The following is a 21,736-nucleotide window of genomic DNA, read 5'->3' as shown; positions in this document are numbered from 1 at the left end:
TATAAAATTATAAAAAATATGTCATTATTTACCTCATATAATTACTTAATAACAAACTCTTCATTCTGAATCCAATTTGCTCTAAGTTTAAAAACTGTTTCAAAGTAAATTACTTGTTCTGGTTGCTTTCTTGATAAGAAATTACCGGTATCCCAAACATGGTTATTGTTTTTATCAATAATTGCTCTAACGGTATATTCTTTAGGTTCTAGTAAGTTGAATTCGATTTTTTGAGAAGTTGAAATATACCTTGTTTTTACAATTTTTTTATTACTTAAAAGTTGAATTATAACTGGGTGTTCTGTTTCTTTTTTTACCTCTAAAATTATGCTTCCATAATCTTCAATAGTAAGTGTTTTAAATTGATAGTTTAATGTATCGTTTGTTGTTTCATATAAATCGATAATTCCTTTCGGTAAAACATTAAATTTATAATTCATTTTAGGCGTTTTCTTAAACAAAACAGCCAACTTATTTATCGTTTGCTTTTTTACTTCAAAATCTACATTCACTGTATCCTTATCTACTAATGAAAATTTAGATTTATCTAATGAAACAATTGGATTATTAGTATTTAAAAATATGGTATCATTTAAATGCAAATTTATACCTACAGTTGATGACACATTTAAAGAATCTATTTTATTTTTACGCAAACTAACAGTAACAGTATCTATAAATTTCTTATTGCTAACTATAAAGTTTAAAGAATCTTGTGCCACAGGTGTAAACCAATAATTAAGCGTGTCTTTATCTTTTTCGAACTCAGAAAACGACTTAAACGTTTCTGAAACTTCAGACAGCAACTCAATTTTCATTTCTTCTCTCTCTCCTTCATAACCGAATTGTATTTTACCTTTTACAACTTCTTTTCCTCTTTTAAATTTATACGGTTGTAACTCTTTAAAAAGACGAATCGGGCTGGTTATCAAAGTATCTTTTGGTAAAGAAATGGTATCAGTATAAAAACCTATTTCATCTGTTTTACTATTAAAAAGATAATCGTTTGATGCTTCTTTTAATGCTAATAATAAATACTTTCCGTCACGCAAATTGGTAAACTCAAAATTGGTAGAATCTAACGTGCTAGTCACATAATTTGGTTTTTCCTTGTAGATAATCGAATCGTTGTAAGTACTATCTAATCGATATAATAAAACCGATATATTTTTTAATTTCTCTTTTTTAAACGAACCCGAAACTGCTCCTTTAATCTTTAAAGAATCGATATAATTTCCCGTAGAAAACACATACTTAAAACTTTCTAACTTGTTATTTTCGTTGTTGTCTTGAACTGCGTTTCCGAAATTAAAAGTATAGGTTGTGTTTGTTCTTAAAGTGTCTAAAATTTTAATATTAATAGACTTGCTTGGTGTTCCTTGCGGTGTAATTACCGGTGGGTATTTTAAAGGTGGAGAAACCACCAACTGTTTCGTTAAATCTTTTAAAACAATATATTCGTTAAATTGAATTTTGATGTTTTTTTTATCAAAATTAATCGTTTCATAAGGTGGATTCGCAGTCATCATAATTGGTGCATCTTCATCTTTCGGGCCACCTTCGGGTCTTCCTTTTCGAGCACAACTTAATATGATTATAGATACAAAAACGACTAAAAATAATAACTTATTTTTCACAAATTGATTGTTTAATTCCAACATCAAAAGTACTAAAATAACAGCAAGAAAATCAACCTTTTTTAGTATACGCTATGGTTGCTATACTGATGGTAATATTTTTTACTTTTAACAATTCATTACAACAAGCAACTAAAGTTGCACCTGTAGTTATTACGTCATCTATTAAAAGAATATGTTTGTTTTCAAAAACTTTAAAATCTGTTAACTTAAATTTTGTTTTAGAATCTGAAAAGCGCTCAAAACGATGTTTAAATGTTTGTGTTTTTGCTATGGATGACTTAATTAAAATCTGTTCTTCATATTCAATATTTAAAATACTACTTAACGTTTTTCCAAATTTCGTAAGTTGATTATAACCTCTCTTCTTTAGCTTTTTTTTATGTAGTGGCACTGGAACAATATAATCAACATCCTTAAAAATAGCAGATTCCTTTAACTGACTACCAAACCAATTAGCAATGAACTCTCCTATTTCTGGTTGATTCTTATATTTTAACTCGTGAATGATTTTTTTTGCAATTCCATGTTTCTGATAATACATAAAACAACGCACATTATTAATTAGCACTTTACCATAAAAAGGAGCTAAAAGCGTACTATTTACATACTCATTATTTTCAATAATAGGTATTTCATTACTACAAAATGTACATAAATACTTTTCGCTTTCTAATAAATTTACAGCACAATTAACACATAAATTAGGATAAAATAAGTAGAATATATCTTTTAAATATTGCATCTTTACCAGCACTTTTAGTAGAAATATACAAAAAACATCATAAAACATTATTTTGGGTAAAAAATTTAATTTTTTTAAAGAAGCAGTTAAAAACTACAAAACATCTGGTACAGTTGCTCCTAGCTCTAAATATTTAGCCAAGAAAATGCTTAGAGAAATTGATTTTTCTACAGCTAAAGTTATTATAGAATTAGGTCCTGGTAACGGTGCAATAACAAACACTATTTTAAACGAAATAGAACCTAACACAGTTTTAATTTGTTTTGAAATTAATGATGCTTTTTATAAAGAATTAAAAAAGATTAAACATCCTCAATTAATTGTTATCAAAGCCTCTGCTGAAAACATGCGTGGAGAGATTAAAAAACTAGGATATAATGAGGTAAATTACATTGTTTCTAGCTTACCTCTAACTATTATACCTAAAGAAGTTTCACACAATATTTTACAAGAAAGCTATCTGCTTTTAAATACTAAAGGTATATTCATACAATACCAATATAGTCTTACATATTACAAAAAATTAAAAGGTGTTTTTGGAGATAATATTCAGTTAAGTTTTGAACCGCTTAATTTTCCGCCAGCATTTATTTACAACTGTGTAAAAAATAGTATATTAGCCCGCGAACGCACCTAATTGTTCTTCATACCCCAAATGATTATCAATTCCCAAATAAAGAATAACGGCTTTATTGCTTTTTTACTTCTATTAGTAATTGCAATTGGCTTATTATCCTACCAAAATGCTAGTGAATATTCTGAACTAAAAAAGGTTTTTAAATTAGAAAAAATAGAGCTAGAGTCTGAATTAAATAGCGTTATAAAAAATTATGAGAATGCTATATATCAAAAAGAAGATATCTCTTTAAATTTACGAGATAAGCTTCATAAAATAATTAAACTTAGAGACACTATAAATAATTTAAAAACCACGGACTATGGTTTGTTTCGTCTTTATAGAAAACGCATTTCTGGTTTAGCAAAACAGAATAAAATTCTTTTCGCTCATATAGATTCTCTTAATGCAGTAAATAATCAATTATTAACAAAAAACGATAGTGTTAAAGACATTCTAATTCAAAAAGAAGGTTTATATACAAGGTTAAAAAATAAAAACCAATCACTAGATTTAGAAAAGAAAGTACTAAAAGAAAAAATTGCAATTGCTGAAATTATTGAAACATCATCAATAAAAGTAGTCGCTATGAAAAAAAGACGTAGTGGAAAACACACCTCCACCTCGTACTCTAGTAAAACAGATGCTTTTAAAATAGAGTTTAACTTACTTGAAAATAATATCATTAGTTCAGGTGAAAAATCTATTTATATACAAATTGTAAATAACGATAAAGTTATTGCACCTACACAAGAAGTAAAACTAAAAAATAAAGAAAAAATACTTTGCAACGATAAGTTTAAAGCAAAATATAACAATAAACAATTAGCTGTAATTTCATTCATCGATGTAGATCGTGATATGATAAATAAAGGTTCTTACAAAATAAATGTTTTTATAGATGGTGTTTTTACTAATAGCACACTTATAGAACTTAAATAAAATTAATAACCCCTTACTTTAATCCCCTTTATTATGACCCCAAAAAAAAGAAGAAGTATATTAATTGTAGCGCTCTTAGCACTTACTTTATTTCTAACAATCTATTCTTTACAAAAATCTAACCAATACAACAACCTTCAAGAAGTCTTTGAACAGGAAAAAGCTGATCTAGAAAAAGAATTAGATGAAATGATTAAAGATTATACGGATGTTATTGTTCGTAAAAAACGCCTTTCTACAAGATTGAGAGTTGAAATTGTTAAGATGAACAATTTACGTGATTCAATTAAAAACCTACAGATAGATAAGTATAGCTTGATCAGAAAATACAGAAAAAAAATTAGCAGCTTAGAACGTGAAAACCGAAACCTATTTGTAAAAGTAGACTCTCTTAGTACTGCCAACCAAGTATTATCTCAAGAAAATATAATTACTAATGAAATTTTGCTTCAAAAAGAATCAATAAATACTTCTTTAACAGAAAAAAATATAGAATTAGAAGAAAAGCAAAAAACTCTTGAAACTAAAATTGCTATTGGTGGAGTCATAAAAACAAGTACCGTTAAAGTTGAAACTTTAAAAGAACGTAGCAGTGGAAAATTAACATCTACATCTAGATCAAACAGAACTGATGCTTTTAAAGTAAACTTCGATTTATTAAAAAATGTAGTAGCATACGCTGGTGAGAAGTCTGTTTATATTCAAATTATAGATAAAAACAAAAATGTGATTGCTCCAAAAGGAATTACCAATTTAAAAGATGGTGGTAAAATTCAATATTCCGATTCAATTGAAATTAACTACAACAATGACCGATTAAGCCTTGTTTCACTTATTTTGGTGAACAGAGACGATATTAACAAAGGAGAATACACTGTAAGTGCTTTTGTAGACGGTGTTTATTCTGGCGCTACCACCGTAAACTTAAAATAAAACACCTAAAAATATTATTAAAAGTGAAGAATTCATTTAATTCTTCACTTTTTTCATTTAGAATAGTATTAGTTAAAATCCTTATTTTATTTTTGCATTATGGCAAAACAAGAAGATCAATTTAGAAAAGTATTATCGCACGCAAAAGAATACGGTTATGTATTTCAATCATCTGAAATTTATGACGGGCTAAGTGCGGTATATGACTATGCTCAAAACGGAGTTGAGCTAAAGAAAAATATTAGAGATTATTGGTGGAAAGCAATGGTGCAAATGCACGAAAATATTGTTGGTATTGATGCGTCTATCTTAATGCATCCAACCACTTGGAAAGCTTCAGGCCATGTAGATGCCTTTAACGATCCTTTAATTGATAATAAAGATTCTAAAAAAAGATATAGAGCAGATGTTTTAGTAGAAGACTACTGTCTTAAAATTGAAGGTAAAATTGAAAAAGAAGTTAAGAAAGCAGCTAAACGTTTTGGTGATGCCTTTAACAAAGAAGAATTTATTGCTACCAATGGCCGTGTTTTAGGATATCAAGAAAAAATAAATACTATTTTATCTCGTTTAGGTAAATCTTTAGAAAAAGAAGATTTAGCTGACGTAAAATTATTAATTGAAGAGTTAGAAATTGCAGATCCATTAACGGGTTCTAAAAACTGGACAGAAGTTAAACAATTTAACTTAATGTTTGGAACAAAACTAGGAGCCTCTGCAGAAAGCGCAATGGATTTATATTTACGTCCTGAAACTGCACAGGGAATTTTTGTAAACTTCTTAAACGTGCAAAAAACTGGTAGAATGAAAATTCCTTTCGGAATTGCACAAACCGGTAAAGCTTTTCGTAACGAAATTGTTGCACGTCAGTTTATATTTAGAATGCGTGAATTTGAGCAAATGGAGATGCAATTTTTCGTAAAACCAGGAACTCAAACAGAATGGTATAACAAATGGAAAGAAACGCGTTTAAAATGGCACTTATCATTAGGCATGGGCGCTGAAAACTACCGTTTTCATGATCATGAAAAATTAGCTCATTATGCAGACAATGCTGCTGATATTGAGTTTAAATTTCCTTTCGGATTTAAAGAATTAGAAGGAATTCACTCTCGTACCGATTTCGATTTAAAAGCACACGAAGAACATTCAGGTAAGAAATTACAATATTTCGATCACGAAGAAAACAAAAGTTATACACCTTATGTAGTAGAAACTTCTATCGGATTAGATAGAATGTTTTTAGCCGTATTCTCTAATTCTTTGCAAGAAGAAGAATTAGAAAACGGTACTACAAGAACTGTATTAAAATTACCTGCTATTTTAGCACCTGTAAAAGCTGCTATTTTACCATTGGTTAAAAAAGATGGTTTACCAGAAGTTGCTCGTAAAATAATGGAAGATTTAAAGTGGGATTTTAATGTGTCTTATGATGAAAAAGATGCCGTAGGGCGTCGTTACCGTCGTCAAGATGCTAATGGTACACCTTTCTGTATTACTGTTGATCATGATACTTTAAATGACGATAGTGTTACGATTCGTCATAGAGATACGATGGAGCAAAAACGTGTTAAAATTTCTGAATTATCAGCAATTATAAAACAAGAAGTAGATGTAAGAAACTGGTTACAAAAAATGTAATTTTTATTTCTTTTAAAATTTCAATAAGAAAATCCTAAACAATACGTTTAGGATTTTTATTTTTACAGCAATTAAATTCATCAATAATGAAAATTTTAATACGAATTTTATTTATTATCTTTTTATGTTGGATGGCTGTTGGAGCTTATCTACTAAACTCAGAACATCCAAAAGCACAAATTATAATGGGTTTAGGCGTTATGTATATGGCTTTTATATTAATGCCTGTGTTTATTTATTACAGGTATAGAGATAACAAATACAAAAAATATATTATCAATGATCAAAAGATAAAAGAATGGATTGATAATAGTAACGAATAAAAAAAGGCTTCATTTTATAAATGAAGCCTTTTTAGTTTATGGATCTGTAACACTATAATTAGGTTACATAAAATTATTCTTAGTTATTGATTGTCCAAGAAACAAAGTATTGAGAACCTGTTGCCCCAACACCTGGCGCACTAAAGTATTCTTTACCACCAATATTAGCAGCTCCTACTTTAAATGCTGATTTAATAGAAGGAACTCTATAGCTAATTTGAGCATCTACAACAGTTCTAGCATCTACCATACCATCGTAGAAAGCAGATTCCCATAAAAATTCATCTTGCCATCTTACATTTACATTAAAACCTAAGTTTTCAATTAAATCTGTTTTACCAAACTGAAACTTAACTTTGTGTTCTGGAGTATTAAAACCTGCCTCAAAATCAGAAGATTCGCTTATATCAATTTTAGAATAGGTATAATTTAAACCTAAGTTGAATCCGTTTAATACTTTCGTATTTAAACCAATTGTAGCTCCATAAGAACTTACATCTTCTTTAGAGTTACTATCTAAAGAAACACCTTTAAAATCTCCATTTTGTAATGCAACTAAACTAATTGGTGTACCTGCAGCCCCTCCTAATGGAGTTAAGTCTACTTGATCAGATAAATTTACATTTCCATACAATGGCGCTACTACGTTTTCAGCAGCAATAAAATCTTTATATTTATTGTAATAAACATTTAAATCAATAGCAATTTCGTTTACAACACCTCTATACCCTACTTCAAAAGCAGTTACATGTTCTGGCTTTACAAACTCTACATCAGACTTCTTTAAATCTGCTGGGTTTCCAGTTGCTTGAAATGCTCCAATTGAAGCCTCTGTCCAAGAGTTCTCATAAGCCATTCTCCCTGTTAAAGTACCTGTAGAACCTATCATAGAACCAGTGGTTCCATTAATATACCCTGTTAAACCTGGGTTTATTCCTAAATCAAATGGATTTGAAGTATATCTATCAATGTTATCTGGAGCTGTACCTAATAAAATACCATTACCAGCATCTAAACCAATATATTGATCTTGTGTTGTAGGGTTTCTGAAACCTGTTTGTACAGATGCTCTAAAGTTATGATTTTTATCTTCTCCAACAGCATATGATAATGATAAACGAGGTGATACATTTCCATCAAAGTTTTGAGCTTTGTCATAACGAGCAGAAGCTGTAACTTTTAAACGATCATCTTCTAAAAACTTCTTTTGAACTTGTGTATATAATCCAAATTCATCATAATCGATAGTACCATCGTAATCTGTAAAGATTGTACCTCCTGAGTTTAATATATATTGTCTGTAAGAACCTCCTAGTTGCACCTCAGCCCAACTAATATAATCTTGTAAATTTAAGTTTGCATCTACATGATATAGTTTTGTTTGATCTTGAAATTTAGATCCTGTTGCTAAAGAAGGATCTTGCTTAACCTTTTCAAAAGTTGAATTAAAAGCACTTGAACCTGGTTCGTATCTTCCCATATCAGCTTGAGACCTTGCTACAGAGTGAGCTACATTAGTGCTTCCTGCTGGTACACCAGGGATTAAACCTGCCATTGCTTGAGCATAGGCACCTACATATTCACCAAACCATTGAGAATCTCCTTTCCAAGCTCTGTTAATATTAATACCTGCAAAACGAGTATCATAAGAATCTCCTGCATCTTCTTTAGTCATATAACCACGAACCATAAAGCTTTTTCCTTTAAACTCTAATTTATGTTGTTCCATAAAAAAGTTTTGGATGTTATACCTATTTTGCCCTTGATAAATTGTGTTACCTGTACCGTACTTAGAGTTCCATATAATCTCTAAACGATCGTTACCCCAAGGTCTATAATGTAAAGATCCTCCAAACTTTACACTCTTCGCTTCGTTTGTCATTAAATCAACATCGTTATACCCTGTTCTACTTACAGATTGATTTGCAGGAAGAAAAGGTAATAAAGCTGCTGGTAAAACACCTGCATCAACTAATTTATTTCCTACAGATTGCATATTTTGAGAAACCTCATCACCATATACATTTAACCCATTATAATTAGGGTTTGTAGTATGGTCTAAAGAAGTTAAATCTGTTTCATCTCTATAATCAGTTGCATGCCATTCTTCACCTTTCAAGTAAGATAATGTTGCTTTTGCAGCAAATTTATCACTAAAAACGTGTGCCATACGAATACTTGTATCGTAAAAAGTATTATCACCTGCAGCTTTTTGGCTTGTCATACCCGACTTTATAACATAACTAATCCCTTGATCATTAAAAGGGCTTTTACTTGTCATAAACATAATACCATTAAAAGCATTTGCACCATATAATGCTGAAGATGCTCCTGGTAATAACTCTACTGTTTTTACATCTAATTCAGACATCCCTAAAAGGTTACCTAAAGCAAAGTTTAATGCAGGAGATGAGTTATCCATCCCATCAACTAATTGCATGAAACGTTCGTTTGCAAAAGTTGCAAATCCACGTGTATTTACAGATTTAAAAGTTAAACTGTTAGAGTTAATATCTACTCCTTTTAAGTTCTCTAATCCGTCATAAAAAGAAGGAGAAGAGGTATTTCTAATCGCTCTAGCATCCATTCTTTCAACCGTAACTGGAGATTCCATAATACGCTCTGGCGTTCTAGAAGCAGAAACTACAACTTCGTCTAAAGAAGTAGCATTTTCTGTTAAGCTAACTTCAACAACTTGGTTGTTTTTAGTTATTTCAACATTTTTTGACTGATACCCTAATGAAGAAACCTCTATTGTAAAAGGCGGAGTATCTGTAACTGTCATTGTAAATTTTCCATCGAAATCAGTAGATGTTCCCACAGATTTTCTTAAAACTTTAATGTTTGCTCCTGGTAGTCCTTCTCCAAGAGATGCGTCATTGACCTTACCAGTTATGGTAGTCTGAGCAACAATTGTCATTGTACCAAATAGTACAAATGCAACAAGTAATAGTTTTTTCATCATAATGTATAATAATTTGTTAACTGTAGCGAAAATACAATTTTTTTTTATTTATGAAATATTTAACCTTCTTTTTATCAAATTACACTAATTAATGTCTAATTTTTAAACATTTCTTAATTTTACTAATTTTTCTGTAATCATGATTTAACATATTTTTACAAATTGTATTTTTGCATAAACACGTACTTAACTTGGAAATAATACACTCTATTTTTGATTTTACTACTACTCAAAAAACAATAGTAACCATTGGTACTTTTGATGGCGTTCATATTGGACATCAAAAAATTATCAAGGAATTAATTGACGAGGCTAAATCAACTAATAAAAAATCGGTTTTATTAACTTTTTTTCCGCATCCGCGGATGGTCTTACAAAAAGATGTGTCTATCAAATTAATTAATACGATTGATGAACGTGCTGCGCATCTTGAGCAGTTAGGATTAGATTACTTAATAATTCATCCTTTTAGTAAAGAATTTTCGAGACTTACTGCGTTAGATTTTGTTCGTGATGTTTTGGTAAATCAATTAAATACTTCTAAACTAATTATTGGCTACGATCATCATTTTGGCAAAAATAGAGAAGGAAATATAGAGCAATTAACAGAGTATTCTCATTTATATGATTTTACGGTACAAGAAATTCCTGCGCAAGACATCGACGAGGTTTCGGTAAGTTCAACCAAAATTAGAAAAGCACTAACTAACGGACATTTAAAAACAGCCAATAATTATTTAGGTTATAACTTCTCTCTAACAGGAAAAGTAGTTAACGGAAAAAAACTAGGAGGCACAATAGGGTTTCCTACCGCTAATATTGATGTTTCAGAAGATTATAAACTGATACCTAAAACAGGTGTTTATGTTGTAAAATCTATTCTTAAAAACATAACTATTTTCGGAATGATGAACATCGGCAACCGACCTACCGTTAATGGAGATCATCAAACAATTGAGGTTCATTTTTTTGATTTTAATGCCGATTTATATAATGAGAATCTTACCGTAGGGTTACTTTACTTTTTAAGAGATGAACAAAAATTCGATTCGGTAAATGATTTAGTTATCCAACTAAAAAAAGACAAAGAAACCTCACAAACCTACCTTAAAAACAATTAGTCGTTAGCATTGCCAGAGTCTACCGCTTCTTATATCTTTGCTATTCTTAAAAATTTAAAAAGATGTTACAGGTTCAGTTTATTAGAGAAAACAAACAAGCTGTTTTAGACGGATTAGCAAAACGTAATTTTGCCAATGCCGAAGCAATTATTAATGAAGTATTAACTTCTGATGAAACTCGTAGAGCTACACAAGTTTCTTTAGATAATATATTAGCTGAATCTAACAAAATCTCCAAAGAAATTGGTGGTCTTTTTAAATCTGGTGAAGTTCAGAAAGCGAACTTATTAAAAGAAAAAACTGGTCAGTTAAAAGAACAATCTAAGCAATTAACGGAAGCGTTAAATACTGCTGCAGATACATTACAAGAATTATTATATACAATTCCGAATATTCCTCACGCTTCTGTAAAAGCAGGGAAAAGTGAAGAAGATAATGAGAAAATTTTTAGTGAAGGAATAATTCCCGAATTAGGAGAAAATGCATTACCTCATTGGGAATTAGCTAAGAAATATGATATTATCGATTTTGAATTAGGAACCAAAATTGCTGGTGCTGGTTTTCCTGTTTATAAAGGAAAAGGAGCTCGTTTACAACGTGCGTTAATCAACTATTTTTTAGATAAAAATACAGATGCGGGTTATAAAGAAGTACAAGTTCCGCATTTGGTAAATGAAGCCTCAGGAATTGCAACGGGTCAGTTACCAGATAAAGAAGGACAAATGTATCATTCAACTATTGATGATTTATATTTAATTCCTACCGGTGAAGTGCCAATTACCAACATTCATAGAAATGATTTGGTTAAGGAAGCTGATTTACCAATTAAATATACTGGTTATACTCCTTGTTTTCGTCGTGAAGCAGGTAGTTATGGTGCACATGTTCGTGGTTTAAATCGTTTACATCAATTCGATAAAGTAGAAATTGTACGTGTAGAGCATCCTGATAATTCTTACCACGCTTTAAGCGGAATGGTAGAACATATTAAAGATATTTTACGTGATTTAAAATTACCATACCGTATTTTACGTTTGTGTGGTGGTGATACTGGTTTTACATCAGCTTTAACTTTCGATTTCGAATTATATTCAACAGCGCAAGAGCGTTGGTTAGAAATTAGTTCGGCTTCAAATTTTGAAACATACCAAGCAAATCGTTTAAAATTACGTTTTAAGAACAAAGATGGTAAAAGTCAGTTTGTTCATACATTAAACGGAAGTTCTTTAGCGTTACCTAGAGTTTTAGCGGGAATTTTAGAAAACTATCAAACTGCTGACGGAATTAAAATTCCTGAGGTATTAGTTCCTTATTGTGGTTTTGATATGATTGATTAAATAAAAATCGACTCGTATAAAAATAAAAAATGCCAAGTTTCAATCAAGAAACTTGGCATTTTTAGTAATCCACCCTTCAAAATGAATTAATTTTATATCTTTAGTTGGCAACCACAGCGACCATTAACCTTTTGTATTTATTCATTTCTAATAACGCTTCAAAATACTTTGTTATTTGTCCGTTATTCATAAACTCATTTGCATTGTTCTTTGCTACCTGATATTGTGTGTTAAAGTTTTTCATAGTATAAATTGTTTGGTGTTATTATCAGTAAGACAAAGTTCGTGCCAAAATGTTACAAGACTTTCAAAAAAAGGAAGCCTTTTAGTATAAATTTAACAATATTGTTCTGTATTTTTGATTGATGAGAAAAGCTGTTATTCTATTTAATTTACTGATTTTTAGTTTATTTTGTTACGCACAACAAAACGAATTTATTGTTGCTGAAAATTATTTTAGAAATAATGAATATGAAAAAGCAATTCAGCTCTACAAGAAACTACACGATAAAAGTCCGTATAACACCACTTATCTAAAAAGACTCGTAACCTGTTACCAAGAAACAGATCAGTTTATGAACGCTGAAGTTTTATTATCAAAAGAACTAAATGAAAGACCAAGTTTAAGCTACCTAAATGTTATTAGAGGTTATAATTTCGAACGACAACAAAATGATATCGAAGCCGATAAACAATATAAAATTGCTCTTAAATCTTTAGATAACAGAAGTACTTATGGTAATATTATTGCAAGCCTTTTTAAAAATTATAATCAGTTAGATTATGCTATTGAAGCCTACACAAAAGTAATGGCAAATAATCCAGATGCGAATTACGGATTTCAATTAGCGCAAATTTATGGTGAAAAAGGAAACTTCTCTAAAATGTTTGAATCGTATGTTGATTTGGTTGATAAAAACGAAAGTTACCTTAACAACGTAAAGCGTTTTACAAGCCGATATATTAATGATGATGCCGAAAATGAAAACAATATTTTATTTAAAAAAGCATTGCTGAGAAAATCAATTAGCAATCCAAAAAATATTTGGAACGATTTATTATCCTGGCTATTTGTTAAGCAAAAACAATACAATAAAGCACTTATTCAGCACAAAGCATTACTAGCCAGAGATGCTGATAATTTAGGCAAAATTGCTGAATTAGGTAAAATAGCGCTAGATAATGAAGATTACGAAACAGCAAAAGAATGTTTCGATTTAATGATTGAAAAAACCAATTATCCGAGTGATAAGTTTAATGCCATCAATAATAATTTAAAAATAGCTATTGAAACAAAACAAACGGATGTTGACATTCGCTTTAAAGAAGTATTTGATGAATACGGAATTAATAAACTCACCTTTCGTACACAAATAGCCTATGCTAATTACGTAACATTTACCAAAAACAATCCTGAAGAAGCTTCTAAAATTTTAGAAAAAGCAATGACTTTTACGAGTTCTAGGTTTACAAAAGCAATGGTAAAACTTAAACTAGGCGAGGTTTTAGTATATACTAATAAGTTTAACAAGGCATTAATTTATTTTTCTCAAGTTCAAACAAAATTTAAAAATCATTTTTTAGGGCAAGAAGCACGATTTAAAGTTGCACAAACCTCTTATTTTAAACATGATTTTAAATGGGCAAAAGCACAGTTAAAAGTTTTAAAAGGTTCAGCCACGCAATTAATTGCTAACGATGCCGCAAATTTATTTTTAACAATTTCTGATAACGAACCAAAAGATAGTATTCCCTCAGGCTTAAAAGAATATGCTAAAGCCGACTTGTTAGCCTTTCAAAATAAAGATAACGAAGCGATTACTATTTTAAACGAGATTATTACAAAATACAAAGGCCAACCTATTGAAGATGAAGCATTGTTTAAACAAGCTAAACTTTTTGTAAAACAACAAAAATACGATGAAGCCATTTTAAGCTTTAATAAAATAATCACTTTAGATAAAAAAGGAATTTATGTTGATGATACGTATTATCAATTAGCAGAATTATACAATATAAAATTAAATAACCTCGAAAAGGCTAAAGAATACTATCAAAAGATTATTTTTGACCACGCTTCTAGCATCTATTTAGTTGATGCTCGTAAAAAGTTTAGAAAACTAAGAGGTGACCAAATTAATTAACCTATGTATCAATAAGTTAATGCAACATTTATTGTTGCAAAATATAATTGCTACATCTTTACATTAAATAACAAAATGTATATATATAACGTAACTATAAGTATTGACGAGAGTGTGCATGACAAATGGATTGTTTGGATAAAAAACCACATCCCTAAAGTTTTGGCTACTGGTCGTTTTTTAAGTGCAAAATTAACACAAGTTTTAGTTGAGGAAGAAATGGGCGGAATAACATACTCTGTACAATATACGGCAAAAACACGTGAAGATTTAGACGATTATTACAAACACGATGCTAATGAACTACGTTCTGATAGTATTAAAATGTTTGCTGATAAAATGCTAGCTTTTCGTACCGAGTTACGAGTAATAAATGAATTTTTTCCTGTTGAAGCGAGTAATTAAACATGAAACAGAAAATTTATAAAAACAGAAAGAAAATATTATTTACAGGTATCTTTCTAACTGTTTTAGGTGTTATTATAGGTTACTGCACATACGGAACCGAACCTTGGGAAACCATTGGTGGTTTTTAAGTGGTTTTGGCGTAGCAACATCAATCATAACATTCGGTATTCAAAAATCCGAGAAATAATTAATTAAAAAATAGCAATACAAGGATTTTTATTTACTCTTGTTACTAGTATTTTTAAATCAGCATCTGTTTTAATTATAACATAATATCAGCACGTTATTCTGAATTTATTTCAGAATCACATTTTTATAATAAACAGTATGTTTTGTTAAGTACCTGAAGCAACTTCAGGTTGACGTAAATATTGGTTATTACCGACAATCAAAATCTTTTATCATAACAAACTATGACAGTAAGAGCAAAAAAACATTTAGGACAGCATTTTTTAACCGATGAAGATATTGCTAAAAAAATAGCGGATGCATTAACCGAAAATGGATATGATGATGTATTAGAAATTGGTCCTGGAATGGGTGTTTTAACGAAATACTTATTAGAAAAAAAACCAAAAATTACGGTAATGGAGCTCGATTATGATTCGGTTGCCTATTTAAAAGATACTTTTCCGTTAGAACATATTAAGTTGGATACCACTGCTAAAAAGTTCGAAATTCTTGAAGGTGATTTTCTAAAAAAGAATATTGTAGATATTTTTAAAGAAAAGCAAGTAGCTATTATTGGTAACTTTCCCTATAATATTTCTACTCAAATTGTATTTAAAGCTATAGAAAATAGAGAATTTGTTCCTGAATTTGCAGGAATGTTTCAAAAAGAAGTAGCCAAAAGAATTGCAGAAAAAGAAGGAAGTAAAGTTTACGGAATCATGTCTGTCTTAACACAAGCTTTTTATGATGTAGAATATTTATTTACGGTTCCGCCAACCGTTTTTAATCCGCCGCCAAAAGTAGATTCAGGTGTTATAAGACTTATCAGAAAAGAAAATTATACGTTACCTGTTGATGAAAAGTTATTTTTCAGAGTCGTAAAAACATCTTTTAATCAAAGAAGAAAAATGTTGCGTTCTAGCCTAAAATCCTTTAATATTTCTGACTCTTTAAAAGAAGACCCTATCTTTACAATGCGTCCCGAACAATTATCGGTAAACCGATTTATAGAGTTGACTCAAAAAATTGCTGACGACAGTAACTAAAGAGTATTCAAAACAAAACTTACTATTCAGAATTTAAACCTTCCGAATATTTAAATTATCGACTAAAATTGCAAAATATGGCATTTGAAATCACCCAAGAACTTCTAGAAAATGTAACCGAACACATCGAAACTAAAAACGATGCTGGTCTTAAAGAGCTCTTTAAGGAAATTCACCATGCCGATATTGCTGAGATATTAGACGAATTGCCTTTTGAAGAATCGGTTTACATTATTCGTTTATTAAAAAGTGAAACAACATCTGAAGTATTAATGGATGTTGATGATGATGTTCGTGAAAAAATACTAGAACAATTAACTGCAAAAGAAATTGCAGAAGAAATAGATGAACTTGATACCGATGATGCTGCCGACGTAATTTCTGAACTTCCTGACAACAGGAAAAAAGCAGTAATGCGTGAAATTGATGATGAGGAGCACGCCAAAGAAATTGTAGAGTTATTACGTTACGACGAAAATTCTGCCGGTGGATTAATGGCAAAGGAATTAGTAAAGGTTAACGAAAACTGGACGATTCCGCGTTGCGTAAAAGAAATGCGCCTTCAAGCAGAAGAAGTTACAAGAGTGCACTCTATTTATGTAATTGATGATAATAACAAGCTTAAGGGTCGTTTATCTTTAAAAGACTTATTAATGGCGTCTACAAAGGCAACAATTGCAGAGGTATACATACCAAAAGTAGATTTTGTAAACGTAACTGATGAAGCCGAAGATGTTGCTAATATTATGCGTAAGTATGATTTAGAAGCAATACCCGTTGTAGATGAACTAGGTGCTTTAGTGGGTAGAATTACGATTGATGATATTGTAGATGTTATAAAAGATGAAGCTGATAAAGATTACCAATTAGCAGCCGGTATTACACAAGGTGTAGAGGCTGATGATACTATTTGGGAATTAACACGTGCTCGTTTACCTTGGTTATTTTTAGGTTTATTGGGTGGTGTTGGAGCAGCAAGTATTATGGGAGTTTTTGAAGGTGCTATGGTAGATAATGCAATCTTATTTATGTTTACACCGTTAATTGCGGCAATGGCTGGTAATGTTGGTGTACAATCATCTGCAATTATTGTACAAGGAATTGCTAATGATGATATAAGAGGTAGTATTACTAGCAGATTATTAAAAGAAGTTTCTTTAGCAATGGTAAACGGATTAGCGTTAGCTATTTTATTATTCTTATTTATTTTTATAACCGAACAAGATATAAAAGTCGCAGCTGCTATTTCTACGTCACTTTTTGTGGTGATAATTGTAGCAGGTTTAATAGGAACTTTTATTCCGTTATTTTTAGATAAACGAGGTATAGATCCTGCAATTGCAACAGGACCATTTATTACAACAAGTAATGATATTTTCGGAATTCTTATTTATTTCGGAATTGCAAAAATGATTATTGGTTTCTAAAAAAATTGTGCAACTTTTACACCTTCAAGTAAAGTATCAATTTGATCTTTAGGTATAAAACCTTTTAGCATTAATGCGGCTCCGAATACGATTAATAAAACACCCATTCCACGTTTTATTCTGTATATAACTAAAGGCGTTAATTTGTTTTTCAGTTGTTTTGCAAGTAGTATTTTACCTAAATCGGTAACTGCATAACCTAAAATTACGGTACCAAAATACCAAAATAAATACTTCGGATTCATATCGTAAGTAGGGCCAACAACTACAATTAAACCTAACCAAAAGGCAAGTACACCTATATTTATAAAGTTTAAAAAGAATCCTTTTAATAATAATTTTATATAATTATTACTGGCAGGTAAAACTACATCTGGTGCTTCTGATTCTTTTTTGTTATTTTTATCTAAATACGTTATCAATCCGTAAATAATAAGCACAAGACCACCAACAAGAAATAACCTCGGGTCGTCTTTAATTTTTTCTAATAAACTTCTACTACCAAAATAGGCAATTAACATAAAAGAGATATCGCCTAAAATCACACCAATATCAAAAGCAATAGCTGCCCTTGCTCCTTTTAAAACACTTGTTTTTAAAAGCATAAAAAATACTGGTCCAATCATAAAAGCCATGAAAACACCTACTAAAAAAGCGTTTTTAAAATCGTAAAAATCCATTTTATAAAAATATAATTTTTAATGGCTATACATCATCAAAATCAACTACTACTTTTGGTGTTGTTGGGTGCGCCATACAGGTTAAAATAAAACCTTCTACTAATTCATCGTCTGTTAAAATAGAGTTTTTAGACATTACTGCTCTTCCTTCTGTAACTTTAGCAATACAACTGCTACAAACTCCTCCTTGACAAGAATACGGAGCATCTAGCTTATTACGTAAAGAAGCTGATAAAATAGTATCTGTTTTCTCCATCGAAAAAGTAGTCTCTTCATCATCTAACAATACTGTAATTTCAGATTTCCCATCAGGATAGGTAACAGGAATTTCACCTTCTGTTGTACTTGCTGTAAATAATTCGAAATGAATACTTTCTTTCTTAAAATCGTTTTCTTGTAATGTTTCTGAAACTAAATTAATCATAGCTTCTGGTCCACATAAATAAGCGGTATCAAAAGAAATATCTTTATGAATATTTTTCATAAAATAATTTATATGATTAATATCTATTCTTCCGAACTTACTATTATTACGAACTTCTTGACTAAAAATATAATGCAAGTTAAATTGTGTAGGATATTGTGTTTCCAACGCATTTAACTCATCAAAAAAGATAGTTGTTTCTGCTTTTTTATTACCAAAAACTAAGGTAAATGTTGCTGTTGGCTCGTTTTCTAACACTGCTTTTATCATCGATAAAACTGGTGTTATTCCACTACCCGCTGCAAAAGCGATGTAATTTTTATCCGCCGCAGGCTCTAATATAAACTTACCTTCTGGTTCAGAAATTTCTATTGAGGTGTTTTCTTTCAGCTTTGTAGTTGCATAGGTAGAAAATGTTCCTTTCTCTACCGCTTTAACCGCTACTTTAACCTGATTGCTATTTGGTGAAGCACAGATAGAATACGCTCTTCGTATTTCTTTATCGTTTATTTTAGTTTTTACAGTAATATATTGACCTGCAACAAAAGAATATGCTTCTTTTAGTTCGGCAGGAATTGTAAATAAGATAGAAACAGCATCGGCAGTTTCTTTAATTATTTTTTCTATTGTTAGATTATGAAATGTAGACATGTATTGTATTTAGAAATACAAAAATAAGCAATACTAAACGAACCTTTTGTTAGGAATAACATAAAAAACAATACCTAAGATTATTATACATAAGAAAATTATGTATATTTGTTGCGACTAATTTAGAATGTCATTGCGAATAAAATGAAGCAATCTTATCATTTAGTAAAGATTACTTACTCGTAATAACTAAAACAATAAAAATGGGAAATCAGAAATTATATAAAGGTTCGTTACAAACCATCATTTTAAAGCTATTGGCACAAAATGACAAAATGTATGGTTATGAAATTACACAAAAAGTAAAAGAACTAACCAAAGGGGAGTTAAAGATTACCGAAGGTGCTTTATATCCTGCCTTACATAAATTAGAAGCCGAAGGTTTATTAGATGTAGAGGTTGCTAAAGTGGGAAATCGTTTACGCAAATACTATAAACTTACCGAAAACGGCACCAAAGAAACTGCCAATAAATTGGAGGAAATGCAAGAGTTTTTAAAAACAATGCAGCAATTGGTGAATCCTACATTTAGTTTGGAATAAGATGAAAAACAAATACGAAATCACCGAAAAGCAATTGACTTTTTTGGAAGGTTACATCAAAAGAAAAAAGAAATTCACTGAACCTGAAGATGTTTATGAATTGATGGATCATTTAATTAATGATTTTGAAGCAACCACTGAAGATGGAAATTTATCGCAGTATTTGTCAACAAAATCTCATTTTATTTTCAAATACACTGGTAGCCTTAAAAATAAAGAAGAAGCAATTCATTGGGAATATCAAAGAGAGCTATACAAACAGTTTTTTAGTTTTTTTCATCGCTTAAAGTACTTGCCATTTACAGCTTTACTATTTACTTTTTTATATTTATTTTTTATTCAGTTTAGTTTTTCTAATAAAGTTTTAGCGGGAGTTTTTGCAAGTTTAATTGCGTTACCTATGATAACAGGTTATGTAATTACATATCACAAAAATAAAAAAATAAAAAAACTAGTTTCTTTTAAATACTTAGCAAATATTATGCTATTACCTATGCTGTTTTTACAATGCTTTAACTTAATTTCTGATTTTTTAAAAGAAAACCGATTTTTGTTTTTAACATACACTTTTATAGGTGTTATCTTATGTTTTTCTGCAATTATAGTTGTGTTAGAAAAAAGAAAAGAAATCCTAAAAAAATATAAACATTTATTACAATAAGCTATGGAATTAACGAACGAACAAATACAGAGAGTACATAAATATTTAGATGTAAAAGGTGTAAAATTCATTGATTTTAGAATTGAAATAATGGATCATATTATTTCTCAAATAGAAAAAAAATTAGAGTCAGAAAATACTGATTTCGAAACAGTTTTTTATCAAGTAACAGACCAGTGGAATAAACAATTGAATAACACAACTAGTTGGCTTTTCGGATTTGCATATCCTGCTCCAAAAATTATTATTAAGAAAGCTAAAAAAGTTTTTACAACTTATTTTATACTTTCTTTTTTACCGCTATTTGTTGCCTTTTTAATTGTTTTAAAAAGTAAAATGATGCTAAATGAAGTATTGGGCTACATTACTGTTGCATTAACAATATTGTTATTAATAATTTCATCTTTCTACACATTTAAAATCTGGAAATCAAAAGAGAAAACAGTTTATAATTTTATTATAAAAACACAACTTTTAAGTTTCATTGTAATGCCTTTAATTATAGTCAGCAACTCTATTATTGATTTCATAAATGTTGGTATTTTAGGATATATGATAGTAACTACTTATGCTATTCGTTTATTTTATATAAAACATCAGCAAGAAAAAGAGAAGTATAAATCATTAGTAACTGTATAAGCGATGGAATTAACAAACCTACAAATACAAGAAATTGATAATTACATTACTGTTTGCGGTATAAAATACTACGATGTAAAAGCAGAAATTGTAGATCATTTTGCATCTATTTTAGAGCTTAGGTTAGCTAATGAACCCAACCTAAATTTTAAGGGAGCAATTATTGAAGAGCATAAAAAATTTAGCGATCGCGGATTTAAAAGGTTATTAGAAACAAAGACAAAAACAACGCACAATCGTTTTATAAAACAAACTATCGTAAATTTTAAGTCGTTTTTTAAACTTCCTAAAATCATTATTACAATTTGCTGTTACTTATTATTGTATAAAATGATGCCGTATTTTAAAGATGTAAAAACTTTTTTTATGGTTTTAACAGTTTTTGGCTTTATACTAATTCTTCAATTAGGAATTCGAATATTTATCAACTACAAAAGAAAGAAGAGAAGTTTTTAGCTTTAAACAGAATGACTTTATTTTATCAAATAGCGAATAACATGTTTATTTTATTTAACTGTATTCTTTCTTTTAGGACTGATAAAAGCTTTTTAAATAATGGCTATAACAATATTCATTTGGGTGTTTTTGTGTTGATGCTATTATTGTATTGGAGCATGGAATATGTATACCAAGAAAACAGACAACAAATACAAAAACAATACCCATATGCATTTATTTAAAAC

23 protein-coding genes are annotated in these 21,736 nt (G+C 29.9%); 17 read left to right on the top strand and 6 right to left on the bottom strand.

The window, feature by feature from the left end:
- Positions 1–41: 41 nt before the first annotated feature.
- Together H0I30_RS11360 and H0I30_RS11355 are read right to left on the bottom strand one after the other, a co-directional pair.
- Positions 42–1,637, bottom strand: a complete 1,596-nt coding sequence (locus H0I30_RS11360) for an Ig-like domain-containing protein (protein ID WP_255554381.1) — start codon at positions 1,635–1,637, stop codon at positions 42–44.
- A gap of 52 nt (positions 1,638–1,689) precedes the next feature.
- Positions 1,690–2,382: a ComF family protein gene (locus H0I30_RS11355; protein WP_218771976.1), complete on the bottom strand. Its 693-nt coding sequence runs from the start codon at positions 2,380–2,382 to the stop codon at positions 1,690–1,692.
- A gap of 52 nt (positions 2,383–2,434) precedes the next feature.
- Here H0I30_RS11355 and H0I30_RS11350 point away from each other — a divergent pair, with 52 nt between their 5' ends.
- From H0I30_RS11350 to H0I30_RS11330, 5 genes are all read left to right on the top strand, one after another.
- Positions 2,435–3,019 (top strand): class I SAM-dependent methyltransferase, encoded by a 585-nt coding sequence (locus H0I30_RS11350; RefSeq protein WP_255554380.1) that lies wholly within the window; start codon positions 2,435–2,437, stop codon positions 3,017–3,019.
- An 18-nt stretch (positions 3,020–3,037) separates the two neighbouring features.
- Positions 3,038–3,940 carry a hypothetical protein gene (locus tag H0I30_RS11345; RefSeq protein ID WP_218771975.1) on the top strand — a complete coding sequence of 301 codons (903 nt, stop codon included), beginning with the start codon at positions 3,038–3,040 and terminating at the stop codon, positions 3,938–3,940.
- Between the two features lie 33 nt (positions 3,941–3,973).
- Positions 3,974–4,873, top strand: a complete 900-nt coding sequence (locus H0I30_RS11340; RefSeq protein WP_218771974.1) for a hypothetical protein — start codon at positions 3,974–3,976, stop codon at positions 4,871–4,873.
- Between the two features lie 99 nt (positions 4,874–4,972).
- Positions 4,973–6,514 (top strand): glycine--tRNA ligase, encoded by a 1,542-nt coding sequence (locus H0I30_RS11335; protein WP_218771973.1) that lies wholly within the window; start codon positions 4,973–4,975, stop codon positions 6,512–6,514.
- An 86-nt stretch (positions 6,515–6,600) separates the two neighbouring features.
- Positions 6,601–6,837 (top strand): hypothetical protein, encoded by a 237-nt coding sequence (locus tag H0I30_RS11330; protein WP_218771972.1) that lies wholly within the window; start codon positions 6,601–6,603, stop codon positions 6,835–6,837.
- Positions 6,838–6,916: 79 nt separating this feature from the next.
- Here the strand turns inward: H0I30_RS11330 and H0I30_RS11325 are convergent, their stop codons facing one another.
- Positions 6,917–9,802 (bottom strand): TonB-dependent receptor domain-containing protein, encoded by a 2,886-nt coding sequence (locus H0I30_RS11325; protein ID WP_218771971.1) that lies wholly within the window; start codon positions 9,800–9,802, stop codon positions 6,917–6,919.
- A gap of 191 nt (positions 9,803–9,993) precedes the next feature.
- Here H0I30_RS11325 and H0I30_RS11320 point away from each other — a divergent pair, with 191 nt between their 5' ends.
- Together H0I30_RS11320 and serS are read left to right on the top strand one after the other, a co-directional pair.
- Positions 9,994–10,923, top strand: coding sequence for a bifunctional riboflavin kinase/FAD synthetase (locus H0I30_RS11320; protein ID WP_218771970.1), 930 nt, complete (start codon positions 9,994–9,996; stop codon positions 10,921–10,923).
- A 62-nt stretch (positions 10,924–10,985) separates the two neighbouring features.
- Positions 10,986–12,260, top strand: coding sequence for a serine--tRNA ligase (gene serS / locus H0I30_RS11315; protein ID WP_218771969.1), 1,275 nt, complete (start codon positions 10,986–10,988; stop codon positions 12,258–12,260).
- A gap of 100 nt (positions 12,261–12,360) precedes the next feature.
- Here the strand turns inward: serS and H0I30_RS11310 are convergent, their stop codons facing one another.
- Positions 12,361–12,504 (bottom strand): hypothetical protein, encoded by a 144-nt coding sequence (locus H0I30_RS11310; protein WP_218771968.1) that lies wholly within the window; start codon positions 12,502–12,504, stop codon positions 12,361–12,363.
- 121 nt (positions 12,505–12,625) lie between these two features.
- Here H0I30_RS11310 and H0I30_RS11305 point away from each other — a divergent pair, with 121 nt between their 5' ends.
- From H0I30_RS11305 to mgtE, 5 genes are all read left to right on the top strand, one after another.
- Complete coding sequence (locus tag H0I30_RS11305; RefSeq protein ID WP_218771967.1) at positions 12,626–14,404, top strand: tetratricopeptide repeat protein; 1,779 nt, start codon at positions 12,626–12,628, stop codon at positions 14,402–14,404.
- A gap of 75 nt (positions 14,405–14,479) precedes the next feature.
- The gene (locus tag H0I30_RS11300; protein WP_218771966.1) at positions 14,480–14,809 is read left to right on the top strand and encodes a DUF4286 family protein; all 330 of its coding nucleotides are present in this window, start codon (positions 14,480–14,482) and stop codon (positions 14,807–14,809) included.
- 2 nt (positions 14,810–14,811) lie between these two features.
- Complete coding sequence (locus H0I30_RS13055; protein WP_255554379.1) at positions 14,812–14,940, top strand: hypothetical protein; 129 nt, start codon at positions 14,812–14,814, stop codon at positions 14,938–14,940.
- A gap of 285 nt (positions 14,941–15,225) precedes the next feature.
- Positions 15,226–16,029, top strand: coding sequence for a 16S rRNA (adenine(1518)-N(6)/adenine(1519)-N(6))-dimethyltransferase RsmA (gene rsmA / locus H0I30_RS11295; RefSeq protein ID WP_218771965.1), 804 nt, complete (start codon positions 15,226–15,228; stop codon positions 16,027–16,029).
- A 77-nt stretch (positions 16,030–16,106) separates the two neighbouring features.
- Positions 16,107–17,456 carry a magnesium transporter gene (gene mgtE, locus H0I30_RS11290; protein ID WP_218771964.1) on the top strand — a complete coding sequence of 450 codons (1,350 nt, stop codon included), beginning with the start codon at positions 16,107–16,109 and terminating at the stop codon, positions 17,454–17,456.
- Here mgtE and H0I30_RS11285 read toward each other — a convergent pair.
- The gene (locus tag H0I30_RS11285; RefSeq protein WP_218771963.1) at positions 17,453–18,136 is read right to left on the bottom strand and encodes a LysE family translocator; all 684 of its coding nucleotides are present in this window, start codon (positions 18,134–18,136) and stop codon (positions 17,453–17,455) included. The genes mgtE and H0I30_RS11285 overlap by 4 nt on opposite strands.
- A gap of 25 nt (positions 18,137–18,161) precedes the next feature.
- Positions 18,162–19,211: a ferredoxin--NADP reductase gene (locus tag H0I30_RS11280; RefSeq protein WP_218771962.1), complete on the bottom strand. Its 1,050-nt coding sequence runs from the start codon at positions 19,209–19,211 to the stop codon at positions 18,162–18,164.
- 203 nt (positions 19,212–19,414) lie between these two features.
- Here H0I30_RS11280 and H0I30_RS11275 point away from each other — a divergent pair, with 203 nt between their 5' ends.
- From H0I30_RS11275 to H0I30_RS11255, 5 genes are read left to right on the top strand one after another with little or no spacing between them, the layout of a single operon-like run.
- The gene (locus tag H0I30_RS11275; RefSeq protein ID WP_218771961.1) at positions 19,415–19,753 is read left to right on the top strand and encodes a PadR family transcriptional regulator; all 339 of its coding nucleotides are present in this window, start codon (positions 19,415–19,417) and stop codon (positions 19,751–19,753) included.
- A 1-nt stretch (position 19,754) separates the two neighbouring features.
- Positions 19,755–20,414, top strand: coding sequence for a hypothetical protein (locus H0I30_RS11270; protein ID WP_218771960.1), 660 nt, complete (start codon positions 19,755–19,757; stop codon positions 20,412–20,414).
- A 3-nt stretch (positions 20,415–20,417) separates the two neighbouring features.
- On the top strand, positions 20,418–21,053 hold the full coding sequence (locus H0I30_RS11265) for a hypothetical protein (RefSeq protein ID WP_218771959.1): 636 nt from the start codon (positions 20,418–20,420) through the stop codon (positions 21,051–21,053).
- 3 nt (positions 21,054–21,056) lie between these two features.
- Positions 21,057–21,509 (top strand): hypothetical protein, encoded by a 453-nt coding sequence (locus tag H0I30_RS11260; RefSeq protein ID WP_218771958.1) that lies wholly within the window; start codon positions 21,057–21,059, stop codon positions 21,507–21,509.
- Between the two features lie 11 nt (positions 21,510–21,520).
- Positions 21,521–21,733, top strand: a complete 213-nt coding sequence (locus H0I30_RS11255; RefSeq protein WP_218771957.1) for a hypothetical protein — start codon at positions 21,521–21,523, stop codon at positions 21,731–21,733.
- Positions 21,734–21,736 lie beyond the last annotated feature (3 nt).

It is taken from the genome of Tenacibaculum sp. AHE14PA (assembly GCF_019278465.1).
Lineage (GTDB): Bacteria > Bacteroidota > Bacteroidia > Flavobacteriales > Flavobacteriaceae > Polaribacter > Polaribacter bernardetii.
This window is presented reverse-complemented; position numbering and strand designations above follow the sequence as displayed.